We start from the raw sequence: 23,103 nt of genomic DNA, 5'->3' as shown, positions 1-23,103 counted from the left end.
ATAAAAAGCCGAAAATTTACGTGATATTAGCAATTACGGGTAATTGGTAAAAGGCAATAAAAAGATAAATGTTCCCTGTTCCCTGTTCCCTGTTCCCTGTTCTTAGGTAAGATAGACTGATTAACAACCAAGTTGTCGGAAAAGATAAATTGGTTTATTTCCCTAATAACAAGGTTTTTAACAGTACATGAACAAAAGATTTATTTTAACTTTAATTTCTAGCCCCGTATTGTTCACATCCATGTTATCTATGGTGATGATGGCTAGACCTGCTCATGCTAGTCAAACAATTGACGCTACTGGGACTCATCTATCTTGCGTCATGTCTCCCCATTCTGCAACTCCGAAAAAGGTATGTATACAGGTAAGTAATACTTCTCCTGCTGTTGCAAAAGAACCCATGCAAATAGCACAAGTAGATACAAATAATCCCAAAGAACTAGAATTTTCTGATGCTGAAAGTGATTTAGCTATCAAGCTATTTGGCTGTGATTGCCCTGTTTGTATCAATGCTGCTCGGCAATTGAATGGTTCAGCGCCTTTACCAGTATAGAAGGAAAGGGCAAACAGCAGGAAGCGGGGGAAGAATTTTCTTCTTCTTCTTCTTTCTAAACTCCTGACTCCTGACTCCTATTCCCTAATAATACTTCTCGAATTATTTCCGTTGGTACTTCGTCGGTAACTTTGACTGCACCAATTTGGGTTGGTAATACAAAGCGGACTTTACCAGATTTAACTTTTTTGTCCAATTGCAAAGCATCAATAAGAGCTTCAATATCTAAATCTGCGGGTATTTGGGTGGGTAAACCTGCTTTCTTGATTAAGGCGTTTTGACGTTCTGCGTCTGCTTGTGACCAAAGTTCTGATTTTACAGCAATGTCTCCCGCTGCTACCATACCAATACCGACAGCTTCACCATGTTTGAATAAACGGTATTCGGTGAGGCTTTCTACTGCATGACCGATAGTATGACCATAATTTAAAATTGCTCTGATTCCAGATTCTTTTTCATCTTTGCCGACAACATCTGCCTTTGCTTGACAGGAATGAGTTAATATGCTGTTTATCAGGTCGGATTTTACATAGCGGAGTTGATCAAGGTGTTTGCTTGCTGTTAGTTGAGTAAACAGTTCGGTGTCCCAAATGATCCCGTATTTGATCACCTCTGCCATTCCTGCTCGAAATTCCCGTGCTGGAAGGGTTTTTAAGACTTCTGGGTCAATTAAAACTAGACTGGGTTGATGAAATGCACCAATCAAGTTTTTACCGTGGGGATGATTTACGCCGGTTTTGCCACCAATAGCTGAATCTACCATTGCTAAGAGACTGGTAGGAACTTGCACGACATTGATGCCTCTGAGCCATGTAGCGGCAGCAAAGCCTGTCATATCACCAATTACCCCTCCTCCCAAGGCAACCATTGTTGAGGAGCGTTCTAGGCGATTTTCCAGGGCGATGTCGTAGAGTTTTTGAATGGAGTTGAGGGTTTTATAGCGTTCACCGGGGGGGAGGTTGTAGCTGACAACTTCAAAACCGGCATTTTGCAAGGATGCGATCGCTCTTTCGCCATAGTATTTAAATATCATGGGGTTGGAAACTAGCAATACTTTTTTACTTAGTTTCAAACTCGCCATTTGTTCACCTAGTTGATCTAAACTCCCAGGTGCAATGGTAATATCATAAGATTTTTCTGGTATATCTACTTTAATTACAGAACTCATAAAAATACCCGGTAAGTGGGAAACTCAGACACTTCAGTGCTGAGAGGGAAACGACTCGTGCGGTTTTAACCGCCTTGAATATTTTTTCATTACCGCCTTGGAGTTGGTAAATTCGGTGTACTTTTGTAATGTACTTTCAACGGGACAATTACCGATTCAAATTTCCCAACTCTGTACGCATAATGTGTTGCTCCGAAGAGCCTCCCATTTCTGGGGTAATGTTAGCTTCGTCAATGTTTTAAGAGCTTTTTAGACTTGCAACACTGTTTCAGTGACTTTAAAACTGTTTAATTGCAAATGACAGAGCAGGGAACTAGCTACGCATTCCAGGGTGTCGTGACTCAAAAAACGTAGTCAGTTAAGACTTAGACTGGTCAGTACAGCTTGCAATTTCTTACAAGCTCAGTCCCTTTAGGGCTGAGTTACTGACTCCCTAACCCTAATATAATCACTCGTCTGGGTATTTTACCCCAAGTTGACAACCTCTTTTCTATTCCCTGTTCCCTTTCATAATTATTGATGATTGAATAGAAATAAGTAACTAATCTGGAGCAAAACAAATGGCTGTAGTTGAATATATTGTCTTTCTAGGCGTGTTTATGGGTGTAGCTGTAGGCCTATTATTTGGTCTACGCGGAGCTAAGATAATCTAACCCTACAATTAGACGCTAATTAAACCCACTTTATGTGGGTTTAGGTATCGGTTTCAATCAGATTATCAAATGTCTATTTACTACTTTGCTGTTTGATTGCAAGTTTTCACCACTTCAATCTCTAACTCAAGTATCCGAGCAACTTTTTCTACAGTTAGTCCCTCATTTAATAAACCAATTCTCAATTATCAGATCCTCAAAATCCTGAAAATCTGCCACATTATTTGTTACTAAAATCAAGTCATTGCAGAAGGCAATACTGGCAATTTGTCCATCAATAAAAGCAGGTGTTTTACCAATTTTCGATAATCTAGCTCTTTCCTGTGCGTGCCATTTTGCAGCTTTGAGATCATAATCAAACACAGGCAAATCTAACACAGAATCTTGAATGTATTTCCATAAAGAATCCTTGCGTTTAGATGCTGGTAAACGCCAACAGCCATAAAGGATTTCATGAACAACAAGACTTGCTACTGCTACCTCTGAACGATAGCGATTTAATTGATCTAAAACCTGAGTATTGGGAATTGGCCGACTCGGTTCTGAGATAATATTAGAGTCTAGTAAAAAGCGAACTGTCATAAATCAATCTCGCGTCCTGGACTACGATCTCTAAGATCTGCAAAATCTTCATCTGTAAATTCAATTCCTTCTCTTTCAATTGTTTCTCGAAACCTTAAAACCCCTTCCCAAAAGCTATCTCCTTTATTCTGTAATGGTTTTTCCTGTACTTGTTCTTTTATTTGTGACAGTTTATGTTTGAGAAATTGAATAAAATCTAAAACTTCTTGTTGTTTATCGGTTGGTAACTCTCGCAGATTTTCTAAAACTGCTTGTTCAATGGTCATTGTTTCACCTCTACTACTAGGCTATAATTCTATTGTAAATGACATCAGCATTAATTTTTATTTTCTCCTCCATTGTTGATATCAATTCCTAATATTGCAAATTGTTGATTTATCCAATCTGTAGCTGTTGCTTCATCGGTTTCAATGGCTTTTTCTACTCCTATTTTAGCAATTTCTAGAAGTTGTTTGGATTTTTGTTTTAAATCAAAACTTTCCAGAAATGAGAGAAATCTTTTTAATTAATCATTTGCCATTCACGAGCATCTACAAATAAGGATAAATGTTTAACATTGGTAGTAGCAACAATTACTTGATCTCCATTTAATTCTTCTATTTTTGCTTGTGCTGCTAAAATAACATCACCATCAAGAGATTTAGGATCAGCAGTTGGTTTTCCTGTGTTTCTAATTTCTGCCCAAAATTGTGCTGCTAAAAGCATGGTAGCAGTAGTAATAGGCAAGTAAGTAATCGCTTGCTTGAGTTGATCTAAACGTTTAATTCCTTTTGTTTTTCCCGCTCTTAACAGTTCTCGTCTTACTTCATAATCAGCAATTTCTGGTAAAATTATTTGATAACTTTTTAAGGGTAATTCATCTAACCATTCTTTACACTCCTGACAATTAGAATTAGAACTTTTAGGATTTGTTACCATTCCTAAAATATTTGTATCGAGGAAAATCAATTTATTCATATAAATTCAGCTTAATCTTAAAAAGGATTATCATCAATTTCTTGTTTTTGCCGCAAATATTCCCAAGTTTCCGTTTGTTCTTCTTGTTCTCCTTCTTCTAACCACTCTTTGGTTAATTCTTTGAGTAATTGATGTTGTTGATTTAAAATTTGTTGTTGTGCGTCTATTTCTAGGTGAGAATGGTGAAAAATCTCAGGTTTAAAAGTAACACTTTCTCGAAATACTCGCATCATTTGTAGTAAATTCGGCCAGTATTCTTTAGGTGTTGCTTGAATTTCTCGTAAAATTTCTATGAGATGATTTTCTTTGGTAGTGTTACTTAATTCTGGTTTATTGATTAAATCGGATTGAGACATAATTATTTATTCCTCATAATGTTGATAAAGCGTAATTAGGGGGTGCTGAAAAAGTTGTCTGTGAGGGCTAGGAGTCAGGAGTCAGGAGTCAGGAGTCAGGAGTCAGGAGGAAGAATTAGAAGAAGAGAAGAATAGTATTGAATCTGGTCAAGTGATAGGTTTTTGCTGATTTCAACCCTTATTCCTTGCACCTGATTCACCTTTTTTACCTTCAAACTCTTGATATATCTCAGTTCTAGGTTTATTCAGCAGCCCCTAATTAGTCATGGGAATCCTATCTTTATATTATGACAAAATTTGCCGTGATAGTAAGCTGTTAAATTGATCAGGGAAAATATATATAAATATTATACAACAGGAAATTAACTGATGATGCTTTTGATATCAATTCCTAATATTGCCAATTGCTGATTTATCCAATCTGTAGCTGTTGCTTCATCGGTTTCAATGGCTTTTTCTACTCCTATTTTAGCAATTTCTAGGAGTTGTTTGGATTTTTACTTTAAATCAAAACTTTCGAGCAATTTTGAATTAATATGGGTAACTAAATATTAGGCAGTGAGTTAATAATCTCTACAGCCTTAATTGCTGAAGTGTCTGGCTGAAAACCAAGATGTGAGTTGAGAAGCTTTAAAGGACCTTTATTAAATTGAGGACAAGCTTCAATACGAGCGAAGATATCTATAATAATTTCCTGATAATCTTCAATTAACACAGGAAGATGACCCTTATGTGCTGAAATATCAAAAGTAAATTCTTCCTCGGAGTTATAAAAAAAGTTGCAGCCATTTGCATCTTTTCCTACCCATCCAACAAGATCGCTGAACTTTCTCCAGATACTTTGATTGAATATACCATCAGGCTTGCCACCAACGCTTAAATAAATTTCTTTTTGGATGCTGAATCCAAATTTACCATTGCTATGTTCTACCCACAATTTGTCAATTTTGTAGAGGTCTGTGCATGGAAAATCTTTTACGTCTTCCTTGGTCAATTGATCCCCCTGAGTTTTACCTACAGCATTGAGCATAAGTTTATAAGTCAGATAATTAGCATTTTCCCAAGCATCTTCCCATTTACTTTCTGATAATAGTTCAGTGAGTTCTCTATAGTCTATGCCTTCTGAGCTAATACTATCTGCATGAGGTGGTTGTTGAGGAGTTTTGGTGAGTGATTTAGGCTGAGTTATTATAGACTGTGACTCTGGGTCTCTTCCAGTAATAGCAGAAATCAGTTTGTTCATTGGGTTAAGTTCTTCTTTACGAAAATCACAATAATGAAAGTCTTTAAATTCTGGATAACTGTTTTTTACGGTATTTATTATTCCCTCTCCTGTGTTGCGTAGGATAACTAAGCCTGTTTGAATTTCAGAGTTTTTTGGCAAAACTTCTTTTAAAAAGAAATCAATTTCTTCGTGTTGTATTGGTCCTATACCATTATTACTAATAAAGACAAGGAAAGCTTTAACTTCACTAATATGATCTTGGAGTTGTTTTTTCCATTTTTTAAATGCTATTAAGTTATCCTCATCATAAAACGTTTTGATTCCTTGACTTTGCAAAATGCTTTTAATTTTTCCTACCTCTGGCTTGTCTTTGCTATTGTGGCAAATAAAAACATCATATTTTTCCATTTTATTCCTCCACACCTGCAATAATCGCCAACGCCTTCGCATACTGTTCCAAACCACCTCGCAAAGCAGCCAACTCACTTCGCAATTTTGATTCTTCTGACCAACTTACCTCATGTTCCTTGGGACTCACCCCTATAGGTCGTCTTGCTTCCCAAGCCTGTAACACAGGATGCCATTTAGCTAAAAATGGTCTTAACCCATTATTCAGCACCGCAATAGCAATACCCCCGACTGAGTTTTTAGAAGCACCCACATCAAATCCAGCAGCTTTGAGAACTTCACGGGTAGTTCCGAATAAACTATACAGAGAGTTCAACGCTTCTCGCACTAACCCCTGGTCAACTTCTAAAGACTGGACAGCAATACGCGTTACCAGTTCCACATATAACGACCAAGCGGCTTTTCGTTCCGTTGTGTCAGCTTCCCATTCCGCAGAACCTATACCAAAGGGAAGACTAATAGATACTTTTTTTAATTTTGCGGGATCATGCTTGGGCATAAAAAGCAACGTTAATAAAATCAGTAATTTGTTAAGGGACTTCCAAATAAAAAAATACTCAACCACCTAACACAAAAATCTCTCAAACCCTTATTCCTCTGTGTCCTCTGCGCCTCTGTGGTTCGTTAATCAGGATAATTTATTTCTTGGAAGTCCCTAAATCTAATTATATTGTCTTTTTAGGCATCCTAGCCCTAAAATTTGGAATAAAGACCAAATATTCTGGCAATTACCACCCAGGGCTATTTCGTTCTAGATACAACCCGCAACCCACTTTATTATTAATAAGAAATTGTTTAATTAAATCAATTCTAAACTGACCCTATCTTCACCATAATTAGCGACTAAAACAAACAACTTCAACCATCGAGAACCCAGTAAAATTTCCTGTATTTCATCTCCAGCAAATACAGGGATTTCCCACTCTTGACCATCTATAATTACCCTACCATGATAAACATCAAAATCAGTTTCTCCTTGAGCAGTTCTTAATTTATCTTGACCTAAAAAATTCCAATCAAGACTTTGTACATCTTGTTTATTCATGGCTAAAAATTCAGTAAATCCTGTATCTAACATTGTTTCTACAGGAAAACTGAAATTATCCCCACCAATTAAATCAATTTCAAAATAAACTTGTCCATTTTCTCCAAATCTGCCCTCTATCTTATGCTGCCACTAACTCCCGTTTCATTAATGCCATAAATATGATGAATAACATGAGGATACTTTTCTCTGGCCATTTTACTGGCTACTTCCTTATCTTGATCAATAAAATAATCACCGCTGTCAGGTTCAATAGCAATATACCAACCAGAATATTTATCTAATATTTCTGGTTTTAAACGCTCAAAAATTACCCAACAACGATCAGAAAATGCCTTTCTTCTAGCTCTATCTTCAGCTTTTTGTTCATCAGTCCACTGAATTTCGGGAAATACTCGACCACGACGGACAACTCTTTGGGGTGTGGATTGTGTCATCTTCATCACTTGCTTAAAATTCATCCTAAATTCTAGCATATTCGAGTCCTCTCCCAGTCAGGGAGAGGTAATTTTCAATTGTTATATCATCGCTGGAGTTGGTGTTTTTTCCTGCTTTTGGAAGGGGGGACGCATTTCCAAACCTAGCAAGTTCAACATTTCTCTATCTGCATCATAATCAGGACAGGGAGTAGTCACCGTCAACATTTTATTATCATCGCTGGAGAAGATGGAATTTGCACCAGCCATGAAGCATAAAGCCTGTTCTACTTGGGAAAGTCTCGCCCTACCTGCACTCAAACGCACGTCAGATTTAGGCATAATAATTCTAGCAGTCGCAATCATCCGCACTACATCCCAAATAGGCACATCTGGTTGATTTTCTAAAGGTGTACCGGGAACTTGAGAAAGAATATTGATGGGTACAGATTCGGGGTGAGGCTGTAAATTTGAGAGAGTATGTAACATTCCGACTCTATCGCTAATATTTTCCCCTAAACCGAGAATACCGCCCGAACATACGGTAACATTAGTTTGGCGAACATTGGCAATTGTATTTAGGCGATCGCTATAAGTTCGAGTCGTAATCACTGTGCTGTAGTATTCCTCAGAAGTGTCGAGATTATGGTTATAAGCATATAATCCCGCATCCTCTAACCGCTTGGCTTGGTTTTCTGTCAACATTCCCAAGGTACAGCATACCTCTAAACCCATGCCAGTTACGTCCTTAACCATATCCAGAACTTCCTCAAATTGGGAATTATCCCGAACTTCTCGCCAAGCAGCACCCATACAAACGCGACTTATACCGCTTTCTTTAGCTGTTTTGGCAATATTTATCACCGTTTCTTTTTCTAACAGTGCTTCGGGTTTTACCTCGGTTTTGTAACGGGAAGATTGAGCGCAGTAACCGCAATCTTCTGGACAAGCACCGGTTTTAATAGAGATAAGCTTACAAACTTGTATTTGTTGCGGTTGATGATATTGACGATGCACTGTAGCAGCTTGATAAATTAGCTCTAGAAACGGTGTATTATATATTGTCAATATCTCTGTTGGTTGCCAATTGTAGCGTATTCCCACCGTAATTATCCTTTTTGCAGTCTTTTGGTTTAATGTTCAAATTAGTATAGCTGATACAAAATATTTAAATTTGAGGATATGACATCAGAGCCACCAATTCTGACAAGCGATCGCCTAATATTAAGAATGGCAGTGATGGAGGATATTCCCTACATACTCAAATATTTTACGGAAAATAAAGAATATCTTACGCCATTTTATCCTCAATGGGATGAAAATTTTTTTACTCACGATTATTGGGAGTATCAAGTAGAAACGAGTTTCTGGGAATTTGTGAACAACTATTCATTAAAACTATTTATTTATCGGAAACACCAGCCTAGAAAAGTTATGGGAACAGCTAATTTTAGCAACTTTGTCTATAGTGCTGCTCAATTTTGTCAATTAGGATACAGTTTAGCAGAATCAGCACAAGGTTATGGTTACATGACAGAAGCCTTGTCTATTTCCACTAAGTATGTTTTTCAAGAATTAAATCTGCACCGCATTATGGCTAATTATATGCCCCATAATCGCCGCAGTGGTAATGTTCTTAAAAGGGCTGGTTTTGTAGTTGAAGGATATGCTAGAGACTATTTAATGATTAATGGTAAATGGGAAGATCATATTTTTACAAGTTTAACAAATCCCCACTGGCGACCAAATTTATAGTATTTTAGATCCCCGACTTCTTGGAGAAGTCGGGGATCTGAAGATAATTATGGGAAAATAAATTATGTCAATATATAATAATCGCGTGGCTATTTTGGCGACAATGCACAATAAAGAAAAAGTAATTTCTCCTTTATTGAAAGAACATTTAGGAATTAATTTGATAGTTCCTCAAGGCTTAAATACTGATGTTTTTGGAACTTTTACTAGAGAAATTAAACGTCCAGATACACAAATTATTACTGCTAGGTTAAAAGCTAAAAAAGCCTTGGAAATGGATGATGAAAAAATAGCCATCGCTAGTGAAGGAAGTTTTGCACCTCATCCCCTAATTCCCTATATTTATGCTAACCGAGAAATCATTATTTTTCTGGATCAAGAAAATGATTTAGAAATTATTGGTGAATTATTTTCCATAGAAACTAATTTTAATCATCAAACTATATCTAGTTTAGAAGAAGCTGAAGAATTTGCTCAAAAAGTTGGTTTTCCTGAACATGGTTTAGTAATTTCATTTGCTAATATATCCACAGGAAAAACAGAATCTATTAAAGGTATTACCAGCCAAGAAAACCTAATCAATTCAGTAGAAACTGCCATAAAAAACACAAATGGTAAATTTCATATAGAAACAGATATGAGAGCAATGTATAATCCTACCAGGATGAAAAATATTGCCTTTGCTACTCAAGACTTAATTAATAAAATTAATAGTTTATGTCCCCAATGTAATACTCCTGGTTTTATGATTAATCAAAAAATCCCTGGACTACCTTGTGAACTTTGTCATCAGCCAACTTCATTAATTAAAGCAGTAATTTTTCAATGTCAAAAATGCGGTTTTACCCAACAACAATTATTTCCTAACAATCAAGAATTTGCTGATCCTAGTTTATGTGAATATTGTAATCCTTAAAGCCGCAATTTTTTGAAGAAGTCGGGGATCTATTTTTTATTTATCATTCTCAAGAAGATATATTATTTTTATAAGCTCGTGATAGCGCAGCGTGACGTTAGCCATTTTTGACAATTTAACTAGCAACTTACGTTAAATTAGCAAGATGGTGAGCTTTTTTGTCTATCATTAAATAAATATCAATTAAGCCTAATTATAATGACTCTGGATGAAACTCTCAATCATACTCATGCTACTAATCCCTTACTTACCCTCAACTATGAACCAGCCCTAGAATCTCTAGGTAATGACTACTATGATCAAGTTGTAGCCGAGGAATTTCCCCAACTTATGTTACGCTGGCGCAATGACGCACTACTGCCACGCTTAGGAGTTGCGCCCCAAGTAGTTAAAGACGAAGATTTTATTAACGCTTTTGGTAAATTTGAGGGAAGAGAACCGCTGTTAGCACTACGTTATCACGGTTATCAATTTGGACAATATAACCCCCAATTAGGTGACGGTAGAGGCTTTCTCTATGGACAAGTGCGGGGTATTGATGGGGAATTATACGATTTTGGCACAAAAGGTTCGGGAAGAACCCCCTACTCTCGCGGTGGTGACGGAATGCTAACACTTAAAGGAGGAGTGCGGGAAGTTCTCGCCGCTGAAGCACTTCATAGTTTAGGTGTTCGTACTTCTCGGTGTCTGAGTATGATTGAAACGGGTTTGGGTTTGTGGCGCGGTGATGAACCTTCTCCAACTCGTTCTTCTGTCATGATTCGCATGAGTAAATCTCATATCCGTTTTGGTACTTTTGAACGATTAAACTATTTCAAACGACATGATTTAACTCAAAAACTGTTAGATCATGTAATTGAACAGTATTACCCGCATTTGCAAGCTGAAAATGATAAATATGCTTTATTTTATGCCGAATTAGTGCAGCGTGTTGCTGAATTAGTAGCCCAATGGATGGCAGCGGGTTTTTGTCATGCGGTTTTGAATACTGATAATATGTCAATTACCGGGGAAAGTTTTGACTATGGACCCTATGCCTTTATTCCTACTTACGATCTCCAATTTACGGCGGCATATTTCGATTATTATAAACGTTATTGTTACAGTCAACAACCAGGGATTTGCAAATTAAATTTAGAGCTTTTGCAAGAACCTTTAAAGGCGATAATTCACCAAGGTGATTTGGATATTGCTTTATCCAAGTTTGCTGAATATTACCAGGCTGAATATCGAGCTTTGATGTTGAAAAAATTGGGTTTTGAAGATTTACAATTAGCGGAAGCTGATGAATTTTTGCGGTTAACTATTACCTTTTTACATGATAGTCAAGTTGGTTATCATCAATTCTTTGCTGATATAGCTGCTACCTTTTCTAGTAAATGGCGAGATGATCCAGCTTTTGTGATGAATGGTTCTGAAATTAGCCCCGCATTAGGAAAATCACCCACTTTTGATAATTGGTGTTTCCTCTATCATAAAATTCTCAATCATTTTGATCCTGAACAAATGGATAAAATTCACCAAACTTTGATTGAAGCTAATCCCAAAACAGCTTTATTAAGACCTGTGATTGAGTCTGTTTGGGAACGAATCACTGAAGATGATAATTGGCAACCTTTTTATGATTTAGTGGAAACACTGCAAACAGGAAAGTAGTTTGTCAGTAGGGGCGGGGTTTCCTCGCCCATGAGTCAGGAAATTCGCCTTTTTAATCGCAAGTATTTAACAGGAAATAATATGATAAACAAAAAACTAATTGACTATACAATTATTTTACGCCCCGATGATAATGGAACATTTGTTGCTTACGTTCCAGCAATTAAAGGATGTCATGCGTGGGGAAAAACCCATGAAGAAGCTCGTTCAGAGTTAAACCATGTTTTTGAAATGATATCAGCAGAATATTTAGAGGCTGGTAAATCCTTACCTAATGATATTGAGGTAACTATTGCTTATGCCAGCTAAAGCCAAAACTTTAGAAAAAGTTGCCAAAAAATTAGGCTTTGAGAAAATTCGTCAAAAAGGTAGTCATGCTCGCTGGAAGCATCCCGATGGTCGCGCAACAACTATTCCTATTCATGGAAATGCTGAAATCGGCGGTTGGCTATTCCAGGAAATTCTTAACCAATTAGAAATCACAGAAGATGAATTTAATAATCTTAGATAGTTTTTCTGATTTTCCCAAAACTATGATCACTATTAATTTCAATTACTAAATCAACAGATGATGATTGAATTAAGGGATTAATGAATAATTCTGGATGTAAAGAACGCCAAAAATAATTTACAAATTCTTCTATTTCTGCGTCACTCATTCCTGATTTACCAGCAGCAATCATTTGTCTTTCTGCTTGCTTGCGCCATGCTAAAGAATAACGGTAATCTGTGGGATAAAGAACTATTAAACTATCTAATCTTTCCCACAGTGGTAAATAATCTTTTAGCTGATTATTCATATCAGAGGCAAATTGTTTATCTACGTCTGTAAGAATAGGTGGTGGTGGAGTTAATAACACTTTAGGAGGAATTGGTTTTACGCCCACAAACCAGCCTTCAAACAGAACAATATCTATAGGATTTGTGATAACTTCAGGAGTAGTGCGATCGCCTGCACCCCCATGAGCAGATTTATCAAATCTAGGAACTATCACAGGACTCTTGCCTTGGTGAATCTGATCGAGTACAATTAAAGCTAGGTGAATATCGTGGGTTCCGGGCGGACCGCGCCAAACTAACCGGGAATCTTGCTGTAATAAAGCCAAACGCTCGCTATAAGTTTTGTACAAGTCATCCAAAGACAAACTTAACGTCCGATATCCTAACTGCTGGAGAATCAAACCCAGTATCTGGGACATTGTAGTTTTACCAGTTCCTTGTGCGCCTAAAATTCCCTGGACAAAAGGTTTCCCTAACTGTTGACGTTGTGCTGCAATTTGGATTCCCAAGGGTAGCCATAAATCCCACAATACCTGTAACACTTCGACAAGCTCAGTGCATCGCACTTCTGGGGGTTGAATTTTTAGGGTAGTTTGACAAAATTGACTAAAATTAGGGAAAACTAACTTCAGTAAATCCCCTCTCTTTTGGATAACTTCAGCCACATTATCAGAAGTAATATTAAACACCTTAGCTCGCAAAGGATCTGCCAATGCTGCGGCTTGTGCTGACACTTGCCAAGATGTGTCCGTTGTTAAAATTTGACTCAACCATTCACTACTCATAAAATCACGAACCCAGTTTTAACGCTTCTAGAAATAGACTGTAGATAAAACCAACCTTGAGATAGTTGAGTATTTCTACCCAAAATGCTTGGCGAACAAAAAAACTCCGACTGTAAAATATTCTACTGGTAATTTCGGTCAGTAGCACTAAAAATCCAGCAACCACAATGTCTAATTCTGCCTTTTGTCCAGCGGTTGTTGATACTGCTGATCCCAAAAAAAAGCCAAACAAAAAACTAATTAGTATTAGCGATAACCGCCGCCAAGGATTCAGAAACCATTCACTCAAGCTACTGAAAATTGTTTCTAATAGGTTGTTCAAGCGAGTATTTTGCATGGGAATAGGGAACAGAAAAAGTCGTTTTGACTTGATGAAACTGGATAATTTATTTTGGAGAACCTAAGTAAACCACTCTAATTACGGTTGGGGATCATTTGTAACCATCGGGTTTAGCTTACAAAAAATCTTATTTCTAAAGCTATATCATTATGAAAAACTTCCTTGATCGGTATGGTAACTTCATTATCAGTCTTTCTGCCTTAGGATTCATGGGGATCATGACAGGATGCTTAGATATGCGGATATCTTTTCAGTCTACAAATCCAGAAACAACCCCATCTATGATGACAAATAGTGGTAAAAATGGGGATGAAATTAACTTAGATAGTACACCAAGTGACTCAGTAGAATCAAGTCCGCAAAAAAATCAGTCCACAGTTGTAGCCTATCAGGTTAACTCTGATAGTAAAAACAAGGCTGCTGGATTGCTTCGCATTAGCAACAAAACTACTCAACCTGTCCGTCTAGCATTGTTAGCTAGACAATCATCCCTCAAAAGTGCGACTGCGAATAAATCTAAATCTGATATTCCGGCTCATTGGGATTTTGCTCCTGAAGAAGGAAGTGAGAGCGGGTTAGTTTTATCTTTACCTCAAGCTAATTTAAGACTTGAGAAAGGTGATATTTTGGTGGCTTTTGCTCAAGATGGTTCTCGACGTTATTGGGGTCCCTATGTTGTGGGAGAAACTTCCTCTCCCCAATGGAATCCGCAAACTCAAGAATGGCAGTTAGTGTTACAAAATAGGTGATATTGGAGAATTCAGGAGTCAGGAGTTCAGGAGTCAGGAGTCAGGAGTTCAGGAGTCAGGAGTCAGGAGTCAGGAGTCAGGAGTTCAGGAGTTCAGGAGTTCAGGAGGAAGAAGGAAGGAGTTCAGGAGGAAGAAGGAAGGAGTTCAGGAGTTTTTTTGAATTGTAAACTATTGTGTATTGGCAGGACGCGATTTCAGTGTCTTTAAGTATGAATTCATGAGTATAAAATTGAGTGTTTCTTGGCAAGTGGTGGATAAGTGGTTGAATAATTTAGAACAGCGTCCAGTCCTAGCTGTGGCTGTTTCGTCCCTGTGGTTATTGGTAATTGGTTGGATAGCTTTTGGCTGGAATTTGGGTAATGTAGGCTTAATTGATGAGACTGAACCGCTGTTTGCGGAAGCTTCCCGACAAATGCTGGTAACTGGTGATTGGATTACGCCGTTTTTTAATGGTGAAACTCGCTTTGATAAACCTGCTTTAATTTATTGGTGTCAAGCGATCGCTTACTCTATTATGGGAGTAAATGAATGGGCTGTGCGTATCCCTTCAGCATTCGCAGCAATGGGCGTAATTGCTTTGGCATTTTACACTGTGCAGTGGTACTTTGCCAAAAAAGATGAATTAGAACAAGTTACTAATTTGCCTAGACGTTACTTTACAGCCGCCATTGCCGCTGCTTTAATGGCACTCAACGCAGAAATGATTGTTTGGGGCAGAGCCGGGGTTTCTGATATGTTACTCAACGGCTGTATAGGTTCAACTTTATTATGTTTTTTCCTGGGATATGCTCAGAATAATTCCCCAATCGTCACTGCTAATTGGCGACTTCCCAATAAATGGTATTTAGCCAGTTATGTCTTAATTGCTGGGGCAATATTAACTAAAGGTCCTGTAGGCATTGTCTTACCAGGACTAATTATGATTGCTTTTGCCTTGTATGTGGGGAAATTTTGGGAACTATGGCGAGAAATGCAGCCGATTTTAGGAATGGCGATAGTTTTAGTTATCTCACTTCCTTGGTATGTTTTGGTAACTTGGCGCAACGGCTGGAATTTTATTAATGCCTTTTTTATCTATCACAATATAGACCGTTTTACCGAAGTTGTTAATGGCCATTCAGCCCCTTGGTATTTTTACTTTTTAGTCGTTTTGTTGGGCTTTGCACCATATTCAGTGTACATCCCTGCGGCTCTAGTTAGAGTAAATCTTTTGCAGCGATCGCAGTGGTTAAAGCAAGAACGCTCTCAACAATTAGGTTTATTTGTCTGTTTATGGTTTTTGGGTGTATTTGGATTTTTCACAATTTCTGTTACCAAATTACCCAGTTATGTATTACCCTTAATGCCAGCAGCAGCTATTCTTGTGGCATTATTTTGGAGTGATATTTTCCCCAATTCACAAACTCCGACTCCTCCCAAATTTTTACGCATCAGTGCTTGGGTAAACGTAGCTTTTCTAACAGTTATTTCCATTGCCCTCTTTAATCTTACCCAAATTGCTGGGCCTGATCCTGCTGCTCCTGAATTATACGTACAAATGGAGAAATCAGGAATCCTCAAATTTGCGGGAATAATTTGGTTACTATCTACAGTTACTTCGGCTATCTTAATATTAAGTCACCGTTATCAACAGATAATTACAATTAATTTATTAGGATTTATAGCCTTTATTGCTATTTCCTTAATGCCTGCTGTTTTGATTATGGACCAACAGCGTCAACTACCTCTGAGAGAATTATCAGCCCTAATTGTTGAATCAAAACAACCCAATGAAGAATTAATTATGGTTGGGTTCAAAAAACCTACCGTGACTTTCTACACGCACAAAAACGTTAATTACATTAAATTTTCTCAACAAGCTCTTGAATATATTCAAAAGCAATCATCACAAGAAAACAGACCACCATCATTGTTAATCTTAGTTGAACAGGGAAAATTTCAGGAAATGGACTTACCACCTGATACTTACAAAAACTTAGCCACCAAAGGCGCTTATCATCTCATTCGCATTCCTTTGAAAACAGCTAAACGAGATAACTTGTCTTAAACTATGATTTTTTTGATTGATGTGATTTATGTGATGATTGATTATTGTGAGGATTATTTCCATCATCATAATCAAATGAATCAAATAAATCAAATAAATCAAATAAATCATAGTCTAATTTGCTAAAGATTGATTAATCTGAATTAATAGTTCCTCCATTGAAATCGAACGGGGTAATATCTGGGTAGCAATTCCCCGAACCGCAGTTTCTACAGAAGATGTATATCGTTGTTTCCGAGATTTTGTTACATTTCCATAATTGGGTTCATTTAATTTTTGGTCAAGTACCAAAATTGGCGGCAAATTAAATGGTAAATTCCCTAATGATTCAAGAGCTTTTTGTACTTCCTTATTCATTGCCGTCTCGTTCAAGCAAATCAAAAGTAAATCAACACTTTGATGACTGACTTGTTGGATAACTTCCGACCAACAACCGGCAATAGAAGCTCTAAAACCAGCAGTTTGTAAGTATTGAATTAAAGCTTGAAACCACTCATATCCTCGATTAATTTGCTCATCTTCAAAATTAACAAAAGAACTTTTGACTGACTGATAATCTTTAAGTGGTTTGCGTTTTACCGTGGATAAATCACTCAGCATACTTATATCTACAACTAAAATATTTATTGGACAACAAATACCAGCAGCAATTTGTAATACAGATGCTAAAGCATCTTGTTGATAATTTTGATGATTATTTTTCTGTGTTAAGGGACTTAAACAAGGAAATACAGACAATCCTGGTATTTGGGAAGCAGCTAAAGTAGTCGCAACATCACAAGTTACCAATGGTAAAGTTGCCAATCTTTGATGTTTTGTTAATTGTTCTAAATAAGTGCGAGCAGTAGAAATTTCCATATCTAGTAAAATTACATCAAACTGCCAAACTCGCGCTAATAAATCTGCTTGATCTAAATCATCTACTTCAATAACTCGATGTTCTCGCAGAGAAGGGTAGAGATTAATAGCCTCTATTTCCGGATTTACTAACCTGAGAATTCGCAAAGGAATATTTTGAGAATTGATCTGATGATTTTCCATCACTGAATTCTTAAATTCAGTTGTTGTTGATATTTTTTCTAACAATGATGCCAATGCTTGATGCTTAATTGGTAAACTCAAAAAACTATCAGCCTGTTTATTAAATGCTTGTTCCTTTTCGGCCGCTGTGGCTGTGACAATAACATGAATATGACGAGTTAAAACATCAGATTTTAGTAAAGTCATCACATCCCAACCAGAAAGTAAAGGTAGTAAAGGATTTAAAAATATTGCCTTTGGTTGCAAACGTCGAGCTTTTTCTAGTGCCTCTGTTCCTGATCTAGCAATAACAACACGATAACCTAAACCTTTAAGTTGTTCAGTTAATTCTTCAATATATTGAGCTACTGCTTCCACTACTAACACCAGTCTTTGGGAAGAACTATTGAGGTTTTGAGGAGAAGAATTGATGATATTGCCTATTTCCCTCTTGGTCGCTATGTCTTCAGACTCATTAAAACTGGCTTTTGGTGGACTTGGAGGTAAAAGCAAAGTAAACTGACTCCCTTTCCCCTCACGAGATAAGAAACTGACATCTCCACCATGTAAACGAGCCAAAGCTCTAGTTAATACTAATCCTAAACCCGTTCCTTCAAACTGACGAGTGAGTGGGTTTTCTAATTGCTGGAATTTTTGAAATATTAAATGTTGTTGTTGTTCAGGAATTCCAATCCCTGTATCCCAAATAGTAAAGGCAATCCAGCCTTCCCAACGGCTAACCCGTAAACCAATTTCCCCAGATATTTCCGTGAATTTAAAGGCATTAGAAAGTAAATGTACTAACATCTGTCGCAAGCGTAATTCATCTGCTACCATTTCTTCTAAACCTGGTTCAATTACTAGGCTAAATTGGTGATTAGAATTAGATAAATTTTGATTTTCTGCTGGGGATGATTGTTTAGTTTTGTGAGTTTGATAATGAATGTTTTTAACGTCTGAGAAAGCCCGTTCACATACTACTTGAATTTGTACCGAGGTGAGGGTAAGTTCCATCTGTCCCGTTTCCATTCGCGTTAAATCTAAAATATCATTCACCACACTCATCAAATGTCTACCACTTTGATGAATTAATCCAGCATAACGAGCTTGACGCTCATTTAATTGTCCCAACTGTTGATCTACCAGAAGGCGAGATAGTCCTAAAACTGCTGTTAACGGTGTTTTTAATTCATGACTAATGCAAGCTAAAAATTCATCTTTTAAGCGATTGAGTTGAATCAAATCGGCATTTTTTGCTGCCAACTCTTTGCAAAGTTGTTGTTGTTCAGTTACATCTGTGGCTAATATTAACCATAGTTCTTCTGAATTTTTTGGTAATTCTGACTCCGAAACCCAAATTTTTAACTCGTTACTATCTAAAGGAATTTTTGCAAATTCCCAAACTCGTTCCTGACCAGTTTTAATTTCCACCACACAAGTACAAATACCCAATTTCTTATCGAAAACACAGTGGTTAGAACCGTCATTTATCGGCAGAGATAGTTCTTGCAAAAAAGGGAAAGCTGATGGTGAGTCAGGAGAAAAAACTGTCGGTGAGATACTGTGTTTGTGCGTCGTGAAAGTATCGGTTTTCTGATTTTCTTGAGGATTGGTATAAATATATTTTGGAGTAAGTATAGTCTCTACCTGTTTTCTAATGCCTTCAGGATCTTTTGATGTTCCTAGTTGTTGCCACCAAGGGAGGTTTTGCATAACTACTTCGCCTTGACTAGTTTGTAACATCATTGGCCAGGGCAATCTAGCTAATAAGTGGACTATAGACTTGTGTATTTTTGGCTGGCATTTATTGGCTGTATCTTTGATGTTTTTTTGGTGTGGAGAAGTTTTGGTGTTTGTCACATATTTGTGACTTTCTTCTGCTTTGGTTAAACTAATGGAAATTTTCTTCTGAGCTAACAATATTAATAGGCTTAAAGTATTTAGGATTCCTAAATATTTACCATCTGAATCAACTAGCGCCCAATCTAAGTTACTTTTTTGTTGTGCTTCTTGATCTTTGAGAAATAAACTAAATTTTTCCAGATTTGCTGCGGCTGGTATGGTCTGTATTGGTGCTATGAGGGATTTATCCACCTGTGAGAGTGGTTGTTGCAAATGCAAATTTAAGATGTGGTTATCAGCATCTGCGGCTAAGAATTGTGGCAGTAATCGAGCAGAATACAATACACCAATTGGGCATTGTTGGGAATTAACTATTACCAAGCGATCGCACTGTTCTTCGACAAAAATATCCAGCACTGCTGCCAGAGTATTCGTTTGCCAGCACATTGGTACAGTTACTATAAATTCATCAAGTGGGTACTGTAGCATTAAAATAAGTCCTCGGTGGTCTTTCTGCTTGTGATCAACTTCAGCATTACCATCAGCACTTGGTTTAGATAGTTTTCAAGCCTGAAGCAATATCCTCCAGGAATATTGAAAATGGGCGACGCTATCAGCGATTCTGGTGACAATTGACAGACCTCTTCAAACTAGCTATTTAGCTATAGCTTGTGGTCACACTCCGTCATGGACATACATTGTCTCGAAGTCAATCACTAATAATTTTTACCCTTGTGATCCAATATGTGAGTTTCTATCCAGAGCAAGTAACCATATTTACCAGAAAAGCTACTGGTATTGGAAATCATCATTTTCTAGGGTGACAACTACAACAATAATTATGGCTCTAAAGATTCGCTTTAGAACCTTGAGGAATTATAATGATTTAAAATGCGACAATTCTTTAAGTTCGTTTAAGTATCTTATCAATAAGTGAAATAATGTCATCTATCTGCCGTCGGATATCCTCATACACATTATCCATTAGCCATGACTCTCTCTCAATGCAATGAGCCATCAAAGAATTTATCAGTTATACTACTTAGCTTTGCTATGTATAATTGATTGCGTGACAGTGTATTGCACTTTCAAAAATTCATGATCTATAAATAGTAGATGTTATTACCTATATTGCTTTTACAAACAAATATAAAACAAATTCTCGATAGACCATTTGTAGAAGAGAGGCACAAAAGTTTAATTGCTCAAATATGGAACTTCCTTGAGAAATTAATCACTCAATGTTACTGGCAACCTATACTTTGTCAAATACACTATTTGCCCCATTGTCAGCCACAAAACCCAGATCAAAAAGATAATTATTTCTTTGCAGTTAGCCAGGAAAAAAAGACACAAAATTTTCAGGACATGGCTGCTATCGAAAAACAGGAAATTTTAAAATCACTTAAATCAGATTACCGTCAAATAATTATCAATTATTTTATCAGTGACAAAACACTACCAGAAAAACTTGATAAATTTGTTAATACCCTATTTTATACAGGTATTCCCATACCACAAATTATAGAAATGCACATGGAAGTCATTGATGAATTTTCTAAGCAATTAAGGATGGAAGGCAGAAGTGATGAAACATTGCTCGATTACCGTTTAACCTTAATAGATATTTTGGCACATCTTTGTGAAATTTATCGCTGTTCTGTTGCTAAAATTCCGTTGAATATTCCAAAGTAGAACTTGCATTTGCATTCATGATGAATTAATGCTTGATTGTGTATGTAAAGAATACGGCTTTTGGTCTTTCACCTCTATGTTTTTAGGAGTTTATATTGTATGAATGAAGCTAAAAAAACCTATGTTCTCAAGCTATATGTAGCAGGAAATACCCCTAATTCAATGCGGGCTTTAAAAACCCTCAAAAATATCTTAGAAGAAGAATTTAAAGGAGTTTATGCTTTAAAAGTAATTGATGTCCTGAAAAACCCCCAGTTGGCCGAAGAGGATAAAATACTCGCCACACCAACACTATCAAAAATTCTGCCCCCACCTGTGCGAAAAATTATTGGTGATTTAACAGATAGAGAAAGAGTATTAATTGGGTTGGATCTGCTGTATGAAGAATTGAGTGAAGAATATGGGAAAGAATAACACAAAATGCAGGAGGCAAGAGTAAAGCCGTGGTGTTAGCCATTCTTTGATGAAAATTCGGGAATTCTTTTTACCTGCAATTTGGTATATTTATTTAGTTATTAAAAATAATTAAAAACTTTCTTGATTTTAAAAACCTGGGGTGAATATCCATATTAGACAAACCATGAATAAAAAAGAGCAACCTGAACCCAAAAAAATACCTATTGGTGTCGAAAAAATTCGCACGATGATCGAGGGCTTTGACGATATTAGTCATGGCGGTTTACCTGTTGGTAGAACTACTTTAATTAGTGGAACTTCAGGAACTGGCAAAACTTTATTATCACTGCAATTTCTTTATAATGGCATCACTTACTTCGATGAACCAGGAGTATTTGTCACATTTGAAGAATCACCCAGTGACATTATTAAAAATGCCCATATTTTTGATTGGAATTTACAAGGTTTAATTGATGAAGGTAAATTATTTATTCTCGACGCATCTCCTGATCCTGAAGGTCAAGATATCGTAGGTAATTTTGATTTATCAGCCCTGATTGAACGTTTACAATATGCCATTCGTAAATATAAAGCTAAACGGGTTTCCATTGATTCCATGACCGCCATATTTCAACAATATGAAGCGATAGGAGTAGTCCGGCGAGAAATTTTTCGGTTAGTAGCACGGCTGAAATTATTGAATGTCACCACCATCATTACCACTGAACGGGGTGAAGAATATGGACCAGTAGCATCTTTTGGAGTTGAAGAATTTGTTTCTGATAATGTAATAATTGCTCGTAACGTCTTAGAAGGAGAACGTCGCCGCCGAACTATTGAAATCCTCAAGTTACGGGGAACAACTCACATGAAAGGCGAATATCCCTTCACAATTACCAATGAAGGAGTCAATATATTCCCCTTGGGAGCAATGCGTTTAACACAACGATCTTCTAATGTGCGCGTATCTTCTGGAGTGAAAATTCTTGATGAAATGTGTGGTGGTGGTTTCTTTAAAGATTCGATTATTTTAGCCACAGGAGCTACAGGAACTGGGAAAACTTTATTAGTGAGTAAGTTTATTCAAGATGGCTGTGTTAATGGTGAACGAGCCATATTATTTGCTTATGAAGAATCTCGCGCCCAACTTTCCCGGAATGCTTCTTCCTGGGGAATTGATTTTGAAGAATTAGAACATCAAGGATTACTGAAAATCATTTGTACCTATCCTGAATCCACTGGTTTAGAAGATCACTTACAAATTATTAAATCAGAAATCTCCCATTTCAAACCTGCTCGCATTGCCATTGATTCACTTTCCGCAATGGCTAGAGGCGTTAGTAATAATGCTTTTCGTCAGTTTGTAATTGGGGTGACAGGTTATGCTAAACAAGAAGAAATTACTGGTTTCTTTACCAATACTACAGATCAATTCCTGGGTTCTAATTCCATTACTGACTCCCACATTTCTACGATTACAGACACAATTTTGATGTTACAATATGTAGAAATTCGGGGAGAAATGTCACGGGCAATTAACGTATTTAAAATGCGCGGCTCGTGGCACGATAAGGGAATTCGTGAATATAATATTACGGCAGATGGTCCTGATATTAAAGATTCATTCCGTAACTATGAGCGAATTATTAGTGGTGCGCCTAACCGCGTTACTATAAACGAAAAAGCAGAACTTTCTCGGATTGTCAAACGTTTTGAAGACAAACCGAGTTCAGATGTTTAACACAGGGTATAGTCCGAT

The 23,103-nt window shown here is 37.0% G+C and carries 26 protein-coding genes; 13 read left to right on the top strand and 13 right to left on the bottom strand.

Annotated features, from left to right (window positions below):
- Positions 1–187 precede the first annotated feature (187 nt).
- Positions 188–553 carry a hypothetical protein gene (locus tag FJR09_RS08190; protein WP_015081507.1) on the top strand — a complete coding sequence of 122 codons (366 nt, stop codon included), beginning with the start codon at positions 188–190 and terminating at the stop codon, positions 551–553.
- A gap of 55 nt (positions 554–608) precedes the next feature.
- Here the strand turns inward: FJR09_RS08190 and aroB are convergent, their stop codons facing one another.
- Positions 609–1,721 (bottom strand): 3-dehydroquinate synthase, encoded by a 1,113-nt coding sequence (gene aroB / locus FJR09_RS08185; protein WP_015081508.1) that lies wholly within the window; start codon positions 1,719–1,721, stop codon positions 609–611.
- A gap of 560 nt (positions 1,722–2,281) precedes the next feature.
- On the opposite strand from aroB, the gene petL reads away from it, so the two are divergent.
- Positions 2,282–2,374, top strand: coding sequence for a cytochrome b6-f complex subunit PetL (petL, locus tag FJR09_RS08180; RefSeq protein ID WP_039203706.1), 93 nt, complete (start codon positions 2,282–2,284; stop codon positions 2,372–2,374).
- A gap of 162 nt (positions 2,375–2,536) precedes the next feature.
- Here the strand turns inward: petL and FJR09_RS08175 are convergent, their stop codons facing one another.
- The 9 genes from FJR09_RS08175 to bioB all read right to left on the bottom strand — a co-directional run bounded on the left by FJR09_RS08175 (position 2,537) and on the right by bioB (position 8,467).
- Positions 2,537–2,956, bottom strand: a complete 420-nt coding sequence (locus FJR09_RS08175) for a type II toxin-antitoxin system VapC family toxin (RefSeq protein WP_015081509.1) — start codon at positions 2,954–2,956, stop codon at positions 2,537–2,539.
- Positions 2,953–3,222 (bottom strand): DUF2281 domain-containing protein, encoded by a 270-nt coding sequence (locus FJR09_RS08170; RefSeq protein ID WP_015081510.1) that lies wholly within the window; start codon positions 3,220–3,222, stop codon positions 2,953–2,955. The genes FJR09_RS08175 and FJR09_RS08170 overlap by 4 nt, the downstream gene beginning before the upstream one ends.
- 235 nt (positions 3,223–3,457) lie before the next feature.
- Complete coding sequence (locus tag FJR09_RS08165) at positions 3,458–3,913, bottom strand: type II toxin-antitoxin system VapC family toxin (RefSeq protein WP_015081511.1); 456 nt, start codon at positions 3,911–3,913, stop codon at positions 3,458–3,460.
- Positions 3,914–3,930: 17 nt separating this feature from the next.
- Positions 3,931–4,269, bottom strand: coding sequence for a hypothetical protein (locus FJR09_RS08160; protein WP_015081512.1), 339 nt, complete (start codon positions 4,267–4,269; stop codon positions 3,931–3,933).
- Positions 4,270–4,813: 544 nt separating this feature from the next.
- A complete protein-coding gene (locus FJR09_RS08155; protein ID WP_168653422.1) occupies positions 4,814–5,902 on the bottom strand; it encodes a GUN4 domain-containing protein in 1,089 nt (362 codons plus the stop codon).
- A 1-nt stretch (position 5,903) separates the two neighbouring features.
- On the bottom strand, positions 5,904–6,401 hold the full coding sequence (locus FJR09_RS08150; protein WP_168653423.1) for a hypothetical protein: 498 nt from the start codon (positions 6,399–6,401) through the stop codon (positions 5,904–5,906).
- A gap of 300 nt (positions 6,402–6,701) precedes the next feature.
- Positions 6,702–7,067, bottom strand: coding sequence for an aspartyl protease (locus FJR09_RS08145; RefSeq protein WP_168653426.1), 366 nt, complete (start codon positions 7,065–7,067; stop codon positions 6,702–6,704).
- Entirely contained in the window at positions 7,064–7,384 is a 321-nt protein-coding gene (locus FJR09_RS08140) for a hypothetical protein (RefSeq protein WP_015081516.1), read from the bottom strand. The genes FJR09_RS08145 and FJR09_RS08140 overlap by 4 nt, the downstream gene beginning before the upstream one ends.
- Before the next feature lie 81 nt (positions 7,385–7,465).
- Complete coding sequence (bioB, locus tag FJR09_RS08135) at positions 7,466–8,467, bottom strand: biotin synthase BioB (RefSeq protein WP_174782908.1); 1,002 nt, start codon at positions 8,465–8,467, stop codon at positions 7,466–7,468.
- A 78-nt stretch (positions 8,468–8,545) separates the two neighbouring features.
- Here bioB and FJR09_RS08130 point away from each other — a divergent pair, with 78 nt between their 5' ends.
- The 5 genes from FJR09_RS08130 (at position 8,546) to FJR09_RS08110 (ending at position 12,201) form a co-directional block, all read left to right on the top strand.
- Entirely contained in the window at positions 8,546–9,118 is a 573-nt protein-coding gene (locus FJR09_RS08130) for a GNAT family N-acetyltransferase (protein WP_168653424.1), read from the top strand.
- A 64-nt stretch (positions 9,119–9,182) separates the two neighbouring features.
- On the top strand, positions 9,183–10,034 hold the full coding sequence (locus FJR09_RS08125; protein WP_015081519.1) for a DUF6671 family protein: 852 nt from the start codon (positions 9,183–9,185) through the stop codon (positions 10,032–10,034).
- A 198-nt stretch (positions 10,035–10,232) separates the two neighbouring features.
- Positions 10,233–11,690, top strand: coding sequence for a YdiU family protein (locus tag FJR09_RS08120; protein WP_015081520.1), 1,458 nt, complete (start codon positions 10,233–10,235; stop codon positions 11,688–11,690).
- A gap of 81 nt (positions 11,691–11,771) precedes the next feature.
- Positions 11,772–11,999 (top strand): type II toxin-antitoxin system HicB family antitoxin, encoded by a 228-nt coding sequence (locus tag FJR09_RS08115; protein WP_015081521.1) that lies wholly within the window; start codon positions 11,772–11,774, stop codon positions 11,997–11,999.
- Positions 11,989–12,201: a type II toxin-antitoxin system HicA family toxin gene (locus FJR09_RS08110; RefSeq protein ID WP_015081522.1), complete on the top strand. Its 213-nt coding sequence runs from the start codon at positions 11,989–11,991 to the stop codon at positions 12,199–12,201. Before FJR09_RS08115 ends, FJR09_RS08110 begins: the two co-directional genes overlap by 11 nt.
- Here the strand turns inward: FJR09_RS08110 and FJR09_RS08105 are convergent.
- Together FJR09_RS08105 and FJR09_RS08100 are read right to left on the bottom strand one after the other, a co-directional pair.
- Positions 12,194–13,255, bottom strand: a complete 1,062-nt coding sequence (locus FJR09_RS08105; protein WP_168653425.1) for a glycerate kinase — start codon at positions 13,253–13,255, stop codon at positions 12,194–12,196. The genes FJR09_RS08110 and FJR09_RS08105 overlap by 8 nt on opposite strands.
- A gap of 4 nt (positions 13,256–13,259) precedes the next feature.
- Entirely contained in the window at positions 13,260–13,592 is a 333-nt protein-coding gene (locus FJR09_RS08100) for a DUF565 domain-containing protein (RefSeq protein ID WP_015081524.1), read from the bottom strand.
- A 152-nt stretch (positions 13,593–13,744) separates the two neighbouring features.
- Here FJR09_RS08100 and FJR09_RS08095 point away from each other — a divergent pair, with 152 nt between their 5' ends.
- Genes FJR09_RS08095 through FJR09_RS08085 form a run of 3 tightly spaced genes read left to right on the top strand, consistent with a single transcriptional unit; the run spans position 13,745 to position 16,391 of the window.
- Entirely contained in the window at positions 13,745–14,344 is a 600-nt protein-coding gene (locus FJR09_RS08095) for a hypothetical protein (protein ID WP_015081525.1), read from the top strand.
- Positions 14,341–14,511, top strand: a complete 171-nt coding sequence (locus tag FJR09_RS08090) for a hypothetical protein (protein ID WP_168650303.1) — start codon at positions 14,341–14,343, stop codon at positions 14,509–14,511. The genes FJR09_RS08095 and FJR09_RS08090 overlap by 4 nt, the downstream gene beginning before the upstream one ends.
- 50 nt (positions 14,512–14,561) lie before the next feature.
- Positions 14,562–16,391: a glycosyltransferase family 39 protein gene (locus FJR09_RS08085; RefSeq protein ID WP_168653012.1), complete on the top strand. Its 1,830-nt coding sequence runs from the start codon at positions 14,562–14,564 to the stop codon at positions 16,389–16,391.
- A gap of 114 nt (positions 16,392–16,505) precedes the next feature.
- Here FJR09_RS08085 and FJR09_RS08080 read toward each other — a convergent pair whose 3' ends face one another.
- On the bottom strand, positions 16,506–19,742 hold the full coding sequence (locus FJR09_RS08080; protein ID WP_168653011.1) for an ATP-binding protein: 3,237 nt from the start codon (positions 19,740–19,742) through the stop codon (positions 16,506–16,508).
- A 627-nt stretch (positions 19,743–20,369) separates the two neighbouring features.
- Between FJR09_RS08080 and FJR09_RS08075 the strand changes: the two genes are divergently transcribed.
- The 3 genes from FJR09_RS08075 (at position 20,370) to kaiC (ending at position 23,085) form a co-directional block, all read left to right on the top strand.
- Positions 20,370–20,948, top strand: coding sequence for a KaiA family protein (locus FJR09_RS08075; RefSeq protein WP_168653010.1), 579 nt, complete (start codon positions 20,370–20,372; stop codon positions 20,946–20,948).
- Between the two features lie 99 nt (positions 20,949–21,047).
- Positions 21,048–21,362: a circadian clock protein KaiB gene (gene kaiB / locus FJR09_RS08070; protein ID WP_015081529.1), complete on the top strand. Its 315-nt coding sequence runs from the start codon at positions 21,048–21,050 to the stop codon at positions 21,360–21,362.
- Positions 21,363–21,528: 166 nt separating this feature from the next.
- Complete coding sequence (kaiC, locus tag FJR09_RS08065; protein ID WP_148765326.1) at positions 21,529–23,085, top strand: circadian clock protein KaiC; 1,557 nt, start codon at positions 21,529–21,531, stop codon at positions 23,083–23,085.
- The last annotated feature ends 18 nt before the right edge of the window (positions 23,086–23,103 follow it).

It is taken from the genome of Dolichospermum sp. UHCC 0406, from assembly GCF_009712025.1.
Lineage (GTDB): Bacteria > Cyanobacteriota > Cyanobacteriia > Cyanobacteriales > Nostocaceae > Dolichospermum > Dolichospermum lemmermannii.
The sequence above is the reverse complement of the archived record's forward strand: the minus strand, read 5'-3'. Positions and strand labels throughout refer to the sequence as shown.

What these genes read in the sequence shown, in the direction of transcription:
- FJR09_RS08190 (WP_015081507.1), top strand. Translation starts at nt 188, where the DNA reads ATGAACAAAAGATTTATTTTAACTTTAATTTCTAGCCCCGTATTGTTC.
- aroB (WP_015081508.1), bottom strand. Translation starts at nt 1,721, where the DNA reads ATGAGTTCTGTAATTAAAGTAGATATACCAGAAAAATCTTATGATATT.
- petL (WP_039203706.1), top strand. Translation starts at nt 2,282, where the DNA reads ATGGCTGTAGTTGAATATATTGTCTTTCTAGGCGTGTTTATGGGTGTA.
- FJR09_RS08175 (WP_015081509.1), bottom strand. Translation starts at nt 2,956, where the DNA reads ATGACAGTTCGCTTTTTACTAGACTCTAATATTATCTCAGAACCGAGT.
- FJR09_RS08170 (WP_015081510.1), bottom strand. Translation starts at nt 3,222, where the DNA reads ATGACCATTGAACAAGCAGTTTTAGAAAATCTGCGAGAGTTACCAACC.
- FJR09_RS08165 (WP_015081511.1), bottom strand. Translation starts at nt 3,913, where the DNA reads ATGAATAAATTGATTTTCCTCGATACAAATATTTTAGGAATGGTAACA.
- FJR09_RS08160 (WP_015081512.1), bottom strand. Translation starts at nt 4,269, where the DNA reads ATGTCTCAATCCGATTTAATCAATAAACCAGAATTAAGTAACACTACC.
- FJR09_RS08155 (WP_168653422.1), bottom strand. Translation starts at nt 5,902, where the DNA reads ATGGAAAAATATGATGTTTTTATTTGCCACAATAGCAAAGACAAGCCA.
- FJR09_RS08150 (WP_168653423.1), bottom strand. Translation starts at nt 6,401, where the DNA reads ATGCCCAAGCATGATCCCGCAAAATTAAAAAAAGTATCTATTAGTCTT.
- FJR09_RS08140 (WP_015081516.1), bottom strand. Translation starts at nt 7,384, where the DNA reads ATGACACAATCCACACCCCAAAGAGTTGTCCGTCGTGGTCGAGTATTT.
- FJR09_RS08130 (WP_168653424.1), top strand. Translation starts at nt 8,546, where the DNA reads ATGACATCAGAGCCACCAATTCTGACAAGCGATCGCCTAATATTAAGA.
- FJR09_RS08125 (WP_015081519.1), top strand. Translation starts at nt 9,183, where the DNA reads ATGTCAATATATAATAATCGCGTGGCTATTTTGGCGACAATGCACAAT.
- FJR09_RS08120 (WP_015081520.1), top strand. Translation starts at nt 10,233, where the DNA reads ATGACTCTGGATGAAACTCTCAATCATACTCATGCTACTAATCCCTTA.
- FJR09_RS08115 (WP_015081521.1), top strand. Translation starts at nt 11,772, where the DNA reads ATGATAAACAAAAAACTAATTGACTATACAATTATTTTACGCCCCGAT.
- FJR09_RS08110 (WP_015081522.1), top strand. Translation starts at nt 11,989, where the DNA reads ATGCCAGCTAAAGCCAAAACTTTAGAAAAAGTTGCCAAAAAATTAGGC.
- FJR09_RS08105 (WP_168653425.1), bottom strand. Translation starts at nt 13,255, where the DNA reads ATGAGTAGTGAATGGTTGAGTCAAATTTTAACAACGGACACATCTTGG.
- FJR09_RS08100 (WP_015081524.1), bottom strand. Translation starts at nt 13,592, where the DNA reads ATGCAAAATACTCGCTTGAACAACCTATTAGAAACAATTTTCAGTAGC.
- FJR09_RS08095 (WP_015081525.1), top strand. Translation starts at nt 13,745, where the DNA reads ATGAAAAACTTCCTTGATCGGTATGGTAACTTCATTATCAGTCTTTCT.
- FJR09_RS08085 (WP_168653012.1), top strand. Translation starts at nt 14,562, where the DNA reads ATGAGTATAAAATTGAGTGTTTCTTGGCAAGTGGTGGATAAGTGGTTG.
- FJR09_RS08080 (WP_168653011.1), bottom strand. Translation starts at nt 19,742, where the DNA reads ATGCTACAGTACCCACTTGATGAATTTATAGTAACTGTACCAATGTGC.
- FJR09_RS08075 (WP_168653010.1), top strand. Translation starts at nt 20,370, where the DNA reads ATGTTATTACCTATATTGCTTTTACAAACAAATATAAAACAAATTCTC.
- kaiB (WP_015081529.1), top strand. Translation starts at nt 21,048, where the DNA reads ATGAATGAAGCTAAAAAAACCTATGTTCTCAAGCTATATGTAGCAGGA.
- kaiC (WP_148765326.1), top strand. Translation starts at nt 21,529, where the DNA reads ATGAATAAAAAAGAGCAACCTGAACCCAAAAAAATACCTATTGGTGTC.